Source organism: Citrobacter europaeus (assembly GCA_020099315.1).
GTDB classification, from domain to species: Bacteria; Pseudomonadota; Gammaproteobacteria; order Enterobacterales; family Enterobacteriaceae; genus Citrobacter; species Citrobacter europaeus.
The window spans coordinates 3,116,594-3,130,300 of sequence record CP083650.1; the positions used below are offsets into that span (position 1 = coordinate 3,116,594).

Annotated in this window: 11 protein-coding genes; 6 read left to right on the forward strand and 5 right to left on the reverse strand. The window is 51.9% G+C overall.

What is annotated here, in order from left to right:
• The first annotated feature begins 15 nt into the window (after positions 1–15).
• Positions 16–726 carry a tetratricopeptide repeat protein gene (locus tag LA337_14820; protein ID UBI18481.1) on the forward strand — a complete coding sequence of 237 codons (711 nt, stop codon included), beginning with the start codon at positions 16–18 and terminating at the stop codon, positions 724–726.
• 120 nt (positions 727–846) lie between these two features.
• The gene (yegQ, locus tag LA337_14825) at positions 847–2,208 is read left to right on the forward strand and encodes a tRNA 5-hydroxyuridine modification protein YegQ (protein UBI14455.1); all 1,362 of its coding nucleotides are present in this window, start codon (positions 847–849) and stop codon (positions 2,206–2,208) included.
• Between the two features lie 267 nt (positions 2,209–2,475).
• On the opposite strand, the gene clpA is transcribed toward yegQ, so the two are convergent.
• Complete coding sequence (gene clpA, locus LA337_14830; GenBank protein UBI14456.1) at positions 2,476–4,752, reverse strand: ATP-dependent Clp protease ATP-binding subunit ClpA; 2,277 nt, start codon at positions 4,750–4,752, stop codon at positions 2,476–2,478.
• Between the two features lie 30 nt (positions 4,753–4,782).
• On the reverse strand, positions 4,783–5,103 hold the full coding sequence (clpS, locus tag LA337_14835) for an ATP-dependent Clp protease adapter ClpS (GenBank protein ID UBI14457.1): 321 nt from the start codon (positions 5,101–5,103) through the stop codon (positions 4,783–4,785).
• Between the two features lie 323 nt (positions 5,104–5,426).
• Here clpS and cspD point away from each other — a divergent pair, with 323 nt between their 5' ends.
• On the forward strand, positions 5,427–5,651 hold the full coding sequence (gene cspD / locus LA337_14840; GenBank protein UBI14458.1) for a cold shock-like protein CspD: 225 nt from the start codon (positions 5,427–5,429) through the stop codon (positions 5,649–5,651).
• A 74-nt stretch (positions 5,652–5,725) separates the two neighbouring features.
• On the opposite strand, the gene macB is transcribed toward cspD, so the two are convergent.
• Both macB and macA read right to left on the reverse strand, forming a co-directional pair.
• A complete protein-coding gene (macB, locus tag LA337_14845) occupies positions 5,726–7,672 on the reverse strand; it encodes a macrolide ABC transporter ATP-binding protein/permease MacB (GenBank protein UBI14459.1) in 1,947 nt (648 codons plus the stop codon).
• Positions 7,669–8,784: a macrolide transporter subunit MacA gene (gene macA, locus LA337_14850; protein UBI14460.1), complete on the reverse strand. Its 1,116-nt coding sequence runs from the start codon at positions 8,782–8,784 to the stop codon at positions 7,669–7,671. The genes macB and macA overlap by 4 nt, the downstream gene beginning before the upstream one ends.
• 160 nt (positions 8,785–8,944) lie before the next feature.
• Between macA and LA337_14855 the strand changes: the two genes are divergently transcribed.
• Entirely contained in the window at positions 8,945–9,895 is a 951-nt protein-coding gene (locus tag LA337_14855; GenBank protein ID UBI14461.1) for a VirK/YbjX family protein, read from the forward strand.
• Here LA337_14855 and LA337_14860 read toward each other — a convergent pair.
• The gene (locus tag LA337_14860; protein UBI14462.1) at positions 9,892–11,550 is read right to left on the reverse strand and encodes an ATP-dependent endonuclease; all 1,659 of its coding nucleotides are present in this window, start codon (positions 11,548–11,550) and stop codon (positions 9,892–9,894) included. The two genes, LA337_14855 and LA337_14860, sit on opposite strands and share 4 nt — an antisense overlap.
• Before the next feature lie 372 nt (positions 11,551–11,922).
• Here LA337_14860 and aqpZ point away from each other — a divergent pair, with 372 nt between their 5' ends.
• Positions 11,923–12,618, forward strand: coding sequence for an aquaporin Z (gene aqpZ, locus LA337_14865; GenBank protein UBI14463.1), 696 nt, complete (start codon positions 11,923–11,925; stop codon positions 12,616–12,618).
• A gap of 143 nt (positions 12,619–12,761) precedes the next feature.
• On the forward strand, positions 12,762–13,661 hold the full coding sequence (locus LA337_14870; GenBank protein ID UBI14464.1) for a lysine exporter LysO family protein: 900 nt from the start codon (positions 12,762–12,764) through the stop codon (positions 13,659–13,661).
• Positions 13,662–13,707 lie beyond the last annotated feature (46 nt).

Sequence of the window (13,707 nt, forward strand, 5' to 3'; positions counted from 1 at the left end):
GATGCATACATGAAAATGGACTTACGCTGCGGACCGTTACTGTTTTTACTGGCCTCAGGTTTTACCCACGCTGAAATCACTGAGCAGCAAATCAAAGCTGACTGTGCCAAAGTCCCGACCTACGCCAGCCAGGGCGAACAGTTCTACAAAGCTAAGAACTACGCAAAAGCGCGTGAAGCTTTTGAAAAGCAGGTCACCTGGAGCGAAGGCTGCCGCCTTGATGATAAAACCGTAGCGACGGCCTACAACAACGTGGCCCTGACCTGGATGCGCGAAGGACAATGGCGTAAGGCGCAGGCCTGGCTGATGATCAATCCCAATGATACGAAGTCGGTCTACAACCTGGGTCTTATCAAAGATAAGCTGGCCGCACTGCCAAAGAACGATTCTCCTGCCGGTGAATACTGGAACTACGCCGGTCTGGCATCCTGGGAAACGCTGGTTATTAAACCTACAGAGAATAAATCAGACTATCAGGTTGATTTTCAGGGTTATTACTTTGGCATGATGGCTCTTTATTATGGCCCAAACATGGGTGAATTCTCAGAACTGGTCACGCTGAAAAACGATAAAGGCGTGATCGCGCTCAGAGAGGGCGACTATATCCACTGCGATATCTCACTTACGGTCACGCCTGAGGGCATCGACGCCAGAACCGACGACCCGCAAAACTGCGGTTTCGGTATGAATGTCAGCGCCGACGGACACTATCTACGGGTTGATTGAGCCTACAAGGTTTACGGCATCTTCGCGTAGCGCTACAATGCCCGCCCTTAATATGGGGGCACTCCCCTAACCGCCTCATTGAGTGAGGCGAGTCTGACCTGTCATCAGAACGAGAAAATTATGTTTAAACCGGAACTCCTTTCCCCGGCGGGAACGCTGAAAAACATGCGTTACGCTTTCGCCTATGGCGCAGACGCTGTGTATGCGGGCCAACCGCGTTACTCACTGCGCGTACGCAACAACGAATTCAACCACGAAAACCTGCAGCTCGGCATTAATGAAGCCCATGAACTGGGTAAAAAATTCTATGTGGTGGTTAACATTGCCCCACACAATGCCAAGCTGAAGACCTTTATTCGTGACCTGAAACCGGTGGTGGAAATGGGACCGGATGCACTGATCATGTCGGACCCGGGTCTTATCATGCTGGTGCGCGAAAACTTCCCCGACATGGACATTCACCTTTCAGTACAGGCTAACGCCGTAAACTGGGCGACAGTGAAATTCTGGAAGCAGATGGGGCTGACCCGAGTGATCCTCTCTCGCGAACTGTCACTGGAAGAAATCGAAGAAATCCGCACTCAGGTGCCGGATATGGAGCTTGAGATCTTCGTTCACGGCGCCCTGTGCATGGCCTACTCCGGTCGCTGCCTGCTCTCTGGCTACATCAACAAGCGTGACCCAAACCAGGGTACCTGTACCAATGCCTGCCGCTGGGAATACAACGTACAGGAAGGCAAAGAAGACGTGGTGGGCAATATCGTGCATAAGTACGAGCCTATCCCGGTACAAAACGTTGAGCCAACGTTAGGTATTGGCGCACCGACAGACAAAGTCTTTATGATTGAAGAAGCCCAGCGTCCGGGTGAGTACATGACCGCGTTTGAAGACGAGCATGGTACTTACATCATGAACTCAAAGGATTTGCGTGCCATTGCCCACGTTGAACGTCTGACGCAGATGGGCGTGCATTCGCTGAAAATCGAAGGCCGTACCAAGTCATATTATTACTGTGCACGTACCGCGCAGGTATATCGCAAAGCCATTGATGATGCCGCGGCCGGTAAACCGTTCGACCCGCAATTGCTGGAAACGCTGGAAGGCCTGGCGCATCGCGGTTACACCGAAGGGTTCCTGCGCCGCCATACGCATGACGACTATCAGAACTATGAATACGGTTTCTCCGTTTCCGAGCGTCAGCAGTTTGTCGGCGAATTCACTGGCGAGCGTAAAGGCGAGCTGGCAGCCGTACTGGTGAAAAACAAATTCACCGTTGGCGACAGCCTGGAGCTGATGACCCCACAGGGCAACATCAACTTTACTCTCGAGCAGATGGAAAACGCGAAAGGCGAAGCGATGCCAGTTGCGCCAGGCGATGGTTACACCGTGTGGATGCCTGTACCGGAGGATATCGATCTGAATTATGCATTGTTGATGCGTAATTTTACCGGTGAGTCCACGCGCAACCCGCATGCTAAGTAGTTAATTACGGTTATTTTTCAGCGTTCGGAAGATTCTTAGAAATCGATCACATACCGTTTCGTTCATTAAGGGTATTATCGCTTCCGCTGAAAAACATAACCCATAAATGCTAGCTGTACCAGGAACCACCTCCTTAGCCTGCGTAATCTCCCTTACGCAGGCTTATTTTTTGCCTGCCGTTTAAACTCTGCGAGTCCCCCTATTCTATTCACTACTTTCAGGCGAAAAAAACCGGGCATTATGCCCGGCTTATTAGGTGATTAGAAATTAATGTGCTGCTTCTGGCTTGTGCTTTTGCGCACTCTGGAAACCATAGGTCAGCTCATTTTTCTCTTTATCCAGCGCAACGGTCACCTGACCGCCATCCACAAGCGAACCGAACAGCAGTTCGTTAGCCAATGGTTTTTTCAGGTTATCCTGGACCACACGCGTCATTGGACGTGCGCCCATTGCACGGTCGTAGCCTTTCTCTGCCAGCCAGTCACGGGCTTCCTGACTCACTTCCAGAGAGACACCTTTCTGATCCAACTGAACCTGAAGCTCGACGATAAACTTATCAACAACCTGATGAATCACCTCTGTAGAGAGATGATCGAACCAGATAATGTTGTCGAGACGGTTACGGAATTCCGGCGTAAACACTTTTTTGATTTCGCCCATTGCATCGGTACTGTTGTCCTGATGAATAAGCCCAATCGATTTACGCTCGGTTTCACGTACGCCGGCGTTAGTGGTCATGACCAGCACCACGTTGCGGAAATCCGCTTTACGCCCGTTATTGTCGGTCAGCGTGCCGTTATCCATTACCTGCAGCAGCAGGTTAAAGACGTCCGGATGCGCTTTTTCGATTTCATCCAACAGCAGTACCGCATGCGGATGCTTAATGACTGCATCGGTCAGCAAACCGCCCTGGTCGAAACCAACATATCCCGGAGGCGCACCAATCAGGCGGCTAACGGTGTGGCGTTCCATATATTCGGACATATCAAAACGCAGCAGTTCAATACCCAGCGCTTTGGATAGCTGTACCGTGACCTCGGTCTTACCGACGCCAGTTGGCCCGGCAAACAGGAACGAACCAACCGGTTTATGCTCGTGTCCCAGACCAGCACGGCTCATTTTGATCGCTTCAGTCAGCGCCTCAATGGCTTTATCCTGTCCGAATACCAGCATCTTCAGACGGTTACCCAGGTTTTTCAGCGTATCACGATCGCTTTGCGAAACGCTCTTCTCCGGGATCCGCGCAATGCGGGCCACGACGGACTCGATATCCGCCACGTTGACGGTTTTCTTGCGCTTGCTGACCGGCATCAGACGCGCACGCGCGCCCGCCTCGTCGATCACGTCAATCGCTTTATCCGGCAGGTGACGATCGTTAATGTACTTCACCGCCAGTTCGACCGCTGCACGCACCGCTTTGGCGGTATAGCGGACATCATGGTGCGCTTCGTATTTCGGCTTCAGACCGTTGATTATCTGCACGGTCTCTTCGACCGATGGCTCAGTGACATCGATTTTCTGGAAACGGCGCGCTAACGCACGGTCCTTTTCAAAGATATTGCTGAATTCCTGATAAGTAGTAGACCCTATCACACGGATCTTACCGCTGGAGAGCAACGGCTTGATCAGGTTAGCCGCATCCACCTGGCCGCCCGATGCCGCACCCGCACCGATAATGGTATGGATCTCATCGATGAACAGAATGCTGTTAGTATCCTGTTCCAGCTGTTTCAGCAGCGCCTTGAAGCGTTTTTCAAAATCGCCGCGATATTTGGTACCCGCCAGCAGCGAGCCGATATCCAGAGAATAAAGGGTACAATCAGCCATGATTTCAGGCACATCGCCCTGGACGATACGCCAGGCGAGGCCTTCAGCAATCGCGGTTTTACCGACGCCAGACTCTCCCACCAGCAGCGGGTTGTTTTTTCTGCGACGGCACAGTACCTGAATGGCGCGCTCCAGCTCTTTGTCCCGGCCAATGAGCGGATCAATTCCGCCCACACGGGCAAGCTGGTTAAGGTTAGTCGTGAAGTTCTCCATACGGTCCTCCCCGCCAGCTTGCTCTTCGTTATTCGGCTGATTACCAGAGTCAGAAGACTGACTTGGTTCGTCTTTGCGCGTGCCATGAGAAATAAAATTCACCACATCAAGGCGACTCACTTCATGCTTACGCAGCAGATAAGCCGCCTGAGATTCCTGCTCGCTGAAGATAGCGACCAGCACATTCGCGCCGGTAACTTCATTGCGCCCGGAGGACTGAACATGGAAGACCGCACGTTGCAACACTCGCTGAAAACTCAACGTTGGCTGCGTGTCGCGCTCTTCTTCACTGGCAGGCAATACGGGTGTGGTTTGTTCAATGAAGGCTTCGAGTTCCTGACGCAGCGCCACCAGATCCACAGAACACGCTTCCAGCGCTTCGCGGGCCGATGGGTTACTGAGCAACGCCAGTAACAAGTGCTCGACGGTCATAAACTCATGTCGGTGCTCGCGCGCTCTGGCGAAAGCCATGTTTAAACTGAGTTCCAGTTCTTGATTGAGCATAGGCACCTCCCCCAATATTTATGCCTGCATTCAGGCTTTTTCTAGCGTACACAGCAACGGATGCTCGTTCTCCCTCGCATACTTGTTCACCATCGCCACTTTGGTTTCAGCTACTTCGGCAGTGAATACGCCGCAGATCGCTTTACCTTGATAGTGAACTGCAAGCATCAGTTGCGTTGCACGTTCTACATCATAAGAAAAGAATTTTTGTAACACGTCAATAACAAACTCCATCGGAGTGTAATCATCATTGACTAATATCACTTTATACATAGATGGCGGTTTTAGCGCGTCGCGCAATTTATCTTCCGCCAGCAGATCGAAATCCAGCCAGTCGTTCGTCTTACCCATTGTCTGTCGTCATCTTCAGTTACGGTTTCCGGCAGAAAATCTTGCCGCTGACAAGCAGCCTATGCGCACAATCAATCTACCTCAAGTATTAGATAACTATCATCTATTAGTGCCATCCGCGACATCTGTCACATAACCGACAATAGCGTTAACTGCTTCAAATTTTGATGCATTTTTACCCTATTCCGTCTGCCTGGCGCTTGACGCCTCGCCTGATTTCTCTAAATTGTAGTTTCGAGAGTTGGCGAGGTTTTGAACAGCCCCCACTCCGCCACCGGTTCATTCCATCTTACTTATATAAGATTTACGAAGGATGTCGAAGTATGGAAACGGGTACTGTTAAGTGGTTCAACAACGCCAAAGGGTTTGGTTTCATCTGCCCCGAAGGCGGCGGCGAAGATATTTTCGCCCATTACTCCACCATTCAGATGGATGGTTACAGAACGCTAAAAGCCGGACAGTCTGTCCAGTTTGATGTCCACCAGGGGCCAAAAGGCAATCATGCCAGTGTCATCGTGCCTGTCATTGAAGCAGAAGCAGTCGCATAACTCTTCTGTCTCATTGTGTACATCCCGCAGTCAAAATGCCAGCCCTTGCGGCTGGCATTTTTATCTCAGTGGCATTATTCCCGCGCCAGGGCATCTACCGGATCCAGCCGCGCCGCATTTCGTGCTGGTAGCCAGCCAAACAAAATCCCGGTCGCGGTTGAGCACAGAAACGCCGTCAACAAGGCCACGGGTGAGAAACCAATTTCCCAGCCAGGCAGGAATAGCTGAAGCGTAAAGGCGATCAACATCGACAGGCTAATACCTAACGCACCGCCCACCAGACATACCAGCACCGCTTCAATTAAGAACTGCTGCAGCACGTCACTGGCGCGAGCGCCAACCGCCATACGAATGCCAATCTCGCGCGTTCGCTCGGTTACCGACACCAGCATAATATTCATCACGCCAATCCCACCGACCACCAGCGAAATCACCGCCACCAGCGTCAGGAAGAGTTGTAATGTACGTGTGGTCTTTTCGGCAGTTTTCAAGACGCCGTCCATGTTCCACGTGAAGAAATCTTTCTTACCGTGGCGCAACGTCAACAATCGGGTGAGCTGCTGCTCGGCCTGGGCACTATCAAAACCGTCCTTCACCCGCACGGTTATCGAGTTCAGCCACGACTGCCCCATAATTCGCCCGGACATGGTGCTGTAAGGCAGCCAGACCCGCAGGATCTTGCTACTGCCAAACATCGACTGTTTCTCTTCTGCAACGCCGATAACCGTGGCAGGCATATTCCCCACCAGCACGACTTCGCCAACGACTTTCGCTTTATTGGGGAACAACTGACGCCGGGTATTGCTGTCGAGCACCACCACCTGAGCGCGGCCCGCCAGTTGTTCAGCGTTAAAAGTGGTCCCTTCGCTAAACGTCATGCCATAGACGTTGAAATAGTCGCCGCTCACGCCGTTAGCACTGGCTGCCACATCGATATTGCCATAGCGTAGCCGCAGGTTCTTCGACACCGCAGGCGTCACCGAACTTACCCATGGCTGCTTCTGTAGCGCCGTTAAATCGTCATACTTCAACGCCTGTTGATATTGCGGGTCGTCGTCGCCGAAGTCTTTGCCAGGGTAGATATCGATGGTATTAGTGCCGATAGCGCGAATATCCGCCAGCACCAGCTGTTTAGCCGCATCGCCAACCACCACGATCGACACCACCGAAGCAATACCGATGATGATCCCAAGCATGGTCAGCAGCGTTCGCATTTTATTCGCGGCCATTGCCAGCCAGGCCATAGTGAGCGCTTCACGAAAACCACTGACAAACTGCCCCCAGCCGGACGCCGCTTTCACCGTCGGCTCCACGATGTCGCGCCCGCCAGAGGGCTTGTGCGACGGAGGATTGCGCACAATCTCGCCGTCACGAATTTCAATGACGCGTTCAGCCTGCGCGGCGACCTGGCTATCGTGAGTGACGATAATCACCGTATGCCCGCGATCGCGCAACTGATGCAAAATCGCCATCACCTCTTCGCCGGAATGGCTGTCCAGCGCCCCGGTGGGTTCGTCGGCAAGGATCACTTGCCCACCGTTCATCAGCGCACGCGCAATACTGACCCGCTGCTGCTGACCACCGGAAAGTTGAGAAGGCTGATAGTCAACTCTGTCACCCAGCCCCAGCCGCTGAAGGAGTTCCTGCGCACGAGCCAGGCGCTGTTTGCGTTCGGTGCCAGCGTAGACCGCGGGTACCTCAACATTTTGCGCGGCGGTTAAATGCGACAGCAAATGATAACGCTGGAAGATAAAACCGAAATGCTCACGACGCAGTTGCGCTAGCGCATCGCTATCCAGCGTGGAGACATCACGCCCGGCAACCCGATACGTACCGCTGGTGGGTTTATCCAGACAGCCGAGAATGTTCATCAGCGTCGATTTACCCGAGCCAGACGCCCCGACAATCGCCACCATTTCCCCGGCCTGAATGCTCAAGGATACGTCCTTCAACACCTCAACCTGGCCTTCGCCTGACGGATAGCTGCGGCGGATATTGCTCAGTTCAAGCAATGCCGTCATTTTGCAGCTCCAGCGTTGCCCTCACCGGTGATGACTTCATCCCCCTCTTCAAGCCCTTTCACGATCTCCACATCGGTGTCATTACGCGCGCCGATAATCACTTCACGTTCGCGGGTTTCGCCGTTGCGCAGCAGCCTGACGTTATAACGATTGTTGCCGATAGGATCGCCCAATGCCGACAGCGGGATCGTCAAGACATTTTTAACATCCGTAAGCTGAATATGGACCTGCGCGGTCATATCCAGGCGCAGGATCCCTTTCGGGTTGGGAACTTCGAAGCGAGCATAGTAGAAAATAGCGTCATTCACTTTTTCTGGCGTCGGAAGAACATCTTTGAGCTTACCTTCGTAACGCGTCTGCGGATCGCCGAGAACGGTAAACCAGGCCTTTTGCCCAGGATGCAGATGAATCACATCCGCCTCGGAAACCTGCGCTTTCACCAGCATGGTGCTCATATCGGCCAGCGTCAGAATGTTAGGTGCCTGCTGGGCGGCAATAACGGTTTGCCCCTGCAGGGTAGTAATTTGCGTGACTTCACCTGCCATTGGCGCGACGATGCGGGTGTAATCAAGGTTAGTTTTTGCCGTATCAAGAGAGGCCTGATTACGCTTAATTTGTGCGTCAATTGTGCCGATTTGCGCCTGTTTTACCGCCATCTCGGTAGCCGCGGTGTCGAGATCCTGCTGTGAGACCGCCTGGGTTTTCGCCAACTGTTGCTGACGGGAAAGCGTCACCCGCGCCAGTTTCCACTCGGCTTCAGCCTGTAACCGCTGGGCGCGTAATTCCATCAGCGTCGCTTCGACCTCTTTGATCTGGTTTTGCGCCTGTTCAGGATCGATAACGCCGAGCAGTTGATCTTTTTTTACTTTGTCGCCAATCGCGACAGACAGCGTTTTTAACTGCCCACTGACCTGCGCCCCGACGTCAACTTTACGCAGCGCATCCAGTTTCCCGGTTGCCAGTACGCTTTGCTGCAGATCGCCCGGACGAACAATTAAGGTTTGATACTGAGGTAAAGGCGCATTAAGCGTTCGCCAAAGTGCAATTATCGCCACAATAATGATGATGGCGAAAAGAATATAGCGTTTTTTGATTTTTCCCTTGAGCTTCATAAATGTCCCAATTTCCCCCAATACGTCCACCAGAGTGAAGTGTTAAACATCAACGTTAAATAAATAGCCGTTGAAAAATGCAAGAATAACAGAGTTATTGATGAATGGTTAAGATCCGCTGTGCTGAAATTAGTGCCAGAGTATCCATCGGATTGTTATTATGAGCCAGCTAACTGACAGCACTTTTCATTCTTCAAAACCAGTCACAAGTTTTAGTCTCTTTTGTAGCCTGATGACCGGACATTGGCGCCCCGGAAAATTTTGGCATCAGCGAAGCTTTCGTCGTAAGTTTTTGTTGCGCTCAGCGCTTATGCCGAGATTAACGCGTGAATGGATGTCTGAGCTGGCACAATGGCCTGACCTGGATAGCGTACTTGCACGCCAGCCTCGATTGCCGGTTCGTTTGCATCGCGCCTATCTTGCGCAAAACCTTGACCGGAAGACGAAACTGGATGCTGTGCGTTATCATTACCATGCTATCCGCAGCTCTTTTTCAACCACTGAGTTTAAGGATTATTTAAGTGCAGATGGATTACAACTGGCACAAATTGAAGGCAAAAACAGCGAAATATTTAACGTAATAATGGCCTCATTTATCTCACTGGATAAAGAAGGTGAAAGCACCATTTTGGTACGTAATTGCGCTGGCGAGACTTTAGCGGAAATGACGTTTACGCTATGCAATTATCAAGGAAGCAGTACGTTGTTTATTGGCGGGTTACAGGGAGGCAGCCGATTACTGCCACATGAAGAAATTCAAAAAGCGACCAAGTCATGCCATGGGATTTTCCCAAAACGTATTGTGATGGAAGCCATTTGCTGTTTTGCAGAACAATTGAATGTCGAACAAATTCTTGCTGTCAGCAATGAACAGCATATTTTTCGCAGCCCTCGTTACCACGACAAAAACAAGGTAATCCTTTCCGACTACAACACATTTTGGGAGTCGGTTGGCGGTGAGTGCGACAGCCACGGTTACTATCATATTCCACGCACAATGGCGCGAAAAAGCGAAGCGGACATTGCCAGCAAAAAACGCGCGGAATACCGCCGTCGCTATCAGCTACTGGACAGCATCCACTCGCAGCTGTCGTCGATGTTTCGCCACTAATCCGCTCTGCCGCGTGCCAACCACAGCACGCGGGAAAACATTTTTCGCAGCAACGTTGGCACCGCGTCAACGCCGCGCCGCCCGGCTTCCATCGCCACCTCAATGGCTAAATCTGGTTTTGACGACCGGTGAATCGCTTTTGAGATAATTTTGCGCATATTCATGGGCACGTTTTCGGGGATTTGCGCCACCCGGTGAAAAACGTCAGCGAATCCCTGGCGATACATAAAGTGTTCCATATCCAGCGCGGGGAGCATGGTTAAATGATCGCGCTCTTCTTCCCTGTCGTTATTCAATAAACTCCGCACCGTAGCGGCATACTTTTTCCCGGCTTCATCTCCATCGACCAGCACATGCCACTCGATTCCCATCCGGCGGGCAAACTTAACCAGCGGCTTAAGTCCAGACTGGGCAAATTCAATCACCTTGATACCTTCCGCGTCAAAATGGTGGCCGCACTGTCGGGCCAGTTCGTTAATGACCCAGGTTTCCGTTTCGCCTTCCACCAGTAGCCAGCAGCGAGCAAACAACGACGAAGCACGATTGAAACGAATATGGAAGGCAATGCGCCGACCATCTTCTGCGCTGATCCCACCCGGTCCAAGCCGCCAGGCAGCAACCCGGGAGGATTCACGCACCAGGCGGACAACGTGTTCCACGGGCGTGAGGGACAGCAGTTCACCAGAGTTGGTAGTCGCTACCCGCTGCAGAGGCAGTAAATTCAGCAGGTGCCAGGCAACGGAGAGCATAATAGGATGTAAACGCGTTTCCGGATCTTCGACCAGCAGCAAAGGCCGGGCGTCTTTATCCAGTCTCAGCGTACCTTTGGCCTGTAACAACGTTGAAAACAGGCCCAGCAGGATCACCCGGTGCGTGCGTCCGCCGGGTTTATCAATCATCCGGTTGATAATATCCAGATAGCGCCAGCTACGTTGTTCGTTATTAGAACGCCGACGCATCAGACGATAGCGGGACTGGCCGGAACCCTGCTCAGAAAAATAGTGTTCTAACAGCTGGACCATAGCCGATAGCCCCTGACGTATCTGCCCATCTGTCAGGTTTTGCGGTCGGGTGGCCAATTCGCGCGCCAGAAAATCCAGTTGCCGGGCGGTCACTTCGACATCCGCCGAATCCGGCACCGTACCGTTACGGATACGTCGCATGAAACGCGCGTCGCGCAGGCGCAGGACCGGCATCAAACGCACGAGATGCCGCGCCATATCGTTAATGTCGTCAAGAGTGAGCGGGTGGCCCTCGCCATCAAGAAAACTGCGTAACGTCAGAACGCTACCATCATCCGCACATTCACCTTCCAGCCGATAGAAAATGCGGTGATAGCCATCCTGGCACTGCGTCCAGCAGTTTTCCAGAGGACGATATCTGCGTACGCGGTGGCGACCCGGTTGAGACTCACGAAAGGTCAGGATGATATGCAGGTGATGTTCCCGCCCTTGTATATCACCCGGCGGGAACCAAAAATCTTCGCGGTCAAAGTGGTACAAATCAGTTTCCGGTGACAGCAGAAGGGTTAAGGCATCCAGCAGACTGGACTTCCCCCACGCGTTCTCCCCAATCAGCACGTTGCTCTGCTCCAGCATCAACGACAGACGGTTAATACCACGAAATCCAACAATCTCAACGCGTTCGAGAATCATATAGCCTCCGGAAATGCTAACTTTTTCCTTCAAGTTATCAGGAGTATAACGGCAAGCGGGCGCGCAGGACACCCGATATCATCAGGAGGTTAGTCGCAGAAATTGAATAATATAAGAATATTCTTCTTATGTTTTCCTCGGAATATTATTTCAGAACTCAATCATCACCTTTTTCTAATTGAACTATGCTTCATTCATCCAATATTCATAAAGGAATAACAACATATTGCCTTAAATCAAATTTTTTCATCAATTTAACTGGCGAAGGGATGATTTTTTTATCTAAAATACCCGCTCTTTCATCATCGTCCCTTTTTAGCGATGAATTACCGGGCAAGGAACACGAACCCGGAACTTTTAATTGAGGTGGTTATGTTCAGGAAATTAGCAGCCGAATTCTTCGGTACGTTTTGGCTCGTCTTTGGCGGGTGCGGTAGCGCAATACTGGCCGCAGCATTCCCGGAGTTGGGTATTGGATTTGCCGGTGTGGCCCTGGCGTTTGGTCTGACCGTACTGACCATGGCATTCGCCGTAGGTCATATTTCCGGTGGGCACTTTAACCCAGCGGTAACCTTCGGTTTATGGGCTGGCGGTCGCTTCCCGGCAAAAGACGTTATTGGTTATGTTATTGCTCAGGTTGTGGGCGGTATTGTTGCAGCAGCGGCGCTGTATCTTATTGCCAGCGGTAAAGCAGGTTTTGATGCCTCCGCCAGCGGTTTTGCCTCGAACGGCTTTGGTGAACATTCACCAGGCGGCTATTCCATGCTTTCTGCCGTAGTAATTGAAATTATTCTGACCGCTGGTTTCTTATTAGTGATCCACGGCGCAACTGATAAACATGCTCCGGCAGGTTTTGCCCCCATTGCGATTGGTCTGGCGTTAACCCTGATCCACTTGATCAGTATTCCGGTTACCAACACGTCGGTAAACCCGGCGCGTAGTACCGCAGTAGCCATCTTCCAGGGTGGCTGGGCGTTACAACAATTGTGGTTCTTCTGGGTTATGCCGATTATCGGTGGGGTTCTCGGCGGTCTTATTTACCGCACCCTGCTCGAAAAACGCGATTAATCGCTAACAAAAAGGCCTGGCGAAAGTCAGGTCTTTTTTTTCCTCTCTATATTTCCTTTTATTTGCAACTTTACTCCCCTCTTTGCATTGAGTAGTGTGTGCTGGCGCATTTCGTCTTACATCTCAGCAAGGATCGGGTTTTCATGTTTTCAGGGCTGTTAATCATTCTGGTTCCCCTTATTGTGGGCTACCTTATTCCGCTTCGGCACAGGGCTGCATTAAAAATAATCAATCGCCTGTTGAGCTGGATCGTCTACCTTATTCTCTTTTTTATGGGTATCAGTCTGGCGTTTCTGGATAATCTCGCCAGTAACCTGCTGGCCATTCTTCATTATTCTGCAGTCAGCGTGACGGTCATTTTGCTGTGTAATATCGCGGCGCTGTTCTGGCTGGAGCGTACGCTGCCCTGGCGACATAATCACAAGCAAGAAAAGCTCCCCTCACGAATAGCAATGGCGCTTGAGTCACTTCAGCTTTGCGGCGTCGTCGTCATCGGTTTTCTGCTCGGCCTCACCGGTCTTCCCATTCTGCAGCACGCCACCGAAGCCAGCGAATATACGTTAATCTTTTTACTGTTCCTGGTGGGGATCCAACTGCGCAACAGCGGTATGACCTTAAAGCAAATTGTGCTGAATCGCCGGGGGATGATTGTGGCGGTGGTGGTGGTCGCCAGTTCGATGCTGGCGGGGGTTATCAATGCGTTGATTCTCGGCCTGCCGCTGAAAACCGCGCTGGCGATGGCGTCAGGTTTTGGCTGGTATTCCCTGTCAGGTATTTTGTTGACCGAATCGTTCGGCCCGGTAATTGGGAGTGCCGCCTTCTTCAACGACCTGGCGCGCGAGCTGATCGCCATTATGTTGATTCCAGGACTGGTTGGCCGTAGCCGCTCTACCGCGTTGGGGCTATGTGGCGCGACATCAATGGATTTTACCCTGCCCGTACTACAACGCAGCGGCGGCCTGGAAATGGTCCCGGCAGCCATCGTTCACGGTTTTATTCTGAGTCTGTTGGTGCCTCTGCTGATGGCGTTTTTCTCCGCCTGAAACCCGAACAAATACCTCCCTGGCGGTAGTCAGCTACCGCCAAAAT

Coding starts and splice junctions, on each gene's coding strand:
- LA337_14870 (UBI14464.1), top strand. CDS start 12,762: ATGTTTTCAGGGCTGTTAATCATTCTGGTTCCCCTTATTGTGGGCTAC.
- yegQ (UBI14455.1), top strand. CDS start 847: ATGTTTAAACCGGAACTCCTTTCCCCGGCGGGAACGCTGAAAAACATG.
- aqpZ (UBI14463.1), top strand. CDS start 11,923: ATGTTCAGGAAATTAGCAGCCGAATTCTTCGGTACGTTTTGGCTCGTC.
- macA (UBI14460.1), bottom strand. CDS start 8,784: ATGAAGCTCAAGGGAAAAATCAAAAAACGCTATATTCTTTTCGCCATC.
- LA337_14860 (UBI14462.1), bottom strand. CDS start 11,550: ATGATTCTCGAACGCGTTGAGATTGTTGGATTTCGTGGTATTAACCGT.
- macB (UBI14459.1), bottom strand. CDS start 7,672: ATGACGGCATTGCTTGAACTGAGCAATATCCGCCGCAGCTATCCGTCA.
- clpS (UBI14457.1), bottom strand. CDS start 5,103: ATGGGTAAGACGAACGACTGGCTGGATTTCGATCTGCTGGCGGAAGAT.
- LA337_14820 (UBI18481.1), top strand. CDS start 16: ATGGACTTACGCTGCGGACCGTTACTGTTTTTACTGGCCTCAGGTTTT.
- LA337_14855 (UBI14461.1), top strand. CDS start 8,945: ATGAGCCAGCTAACTGACAGCACTTTTCATTCTTCAAAACCAGTCACA.
- clpA (UBI14456.1), bottom strand. CDS start 4,752: ATGCTCAATCAAGAACTGGAACTCAGTTTAAACATGGCTTTCGCCAGA.
- cspD (UBI14458.1), top strand. CDS start 5,427: ATGGAAACGGGTACTGTTAAGTGGTTCAACAACGCCAAAGGGTTTGGT.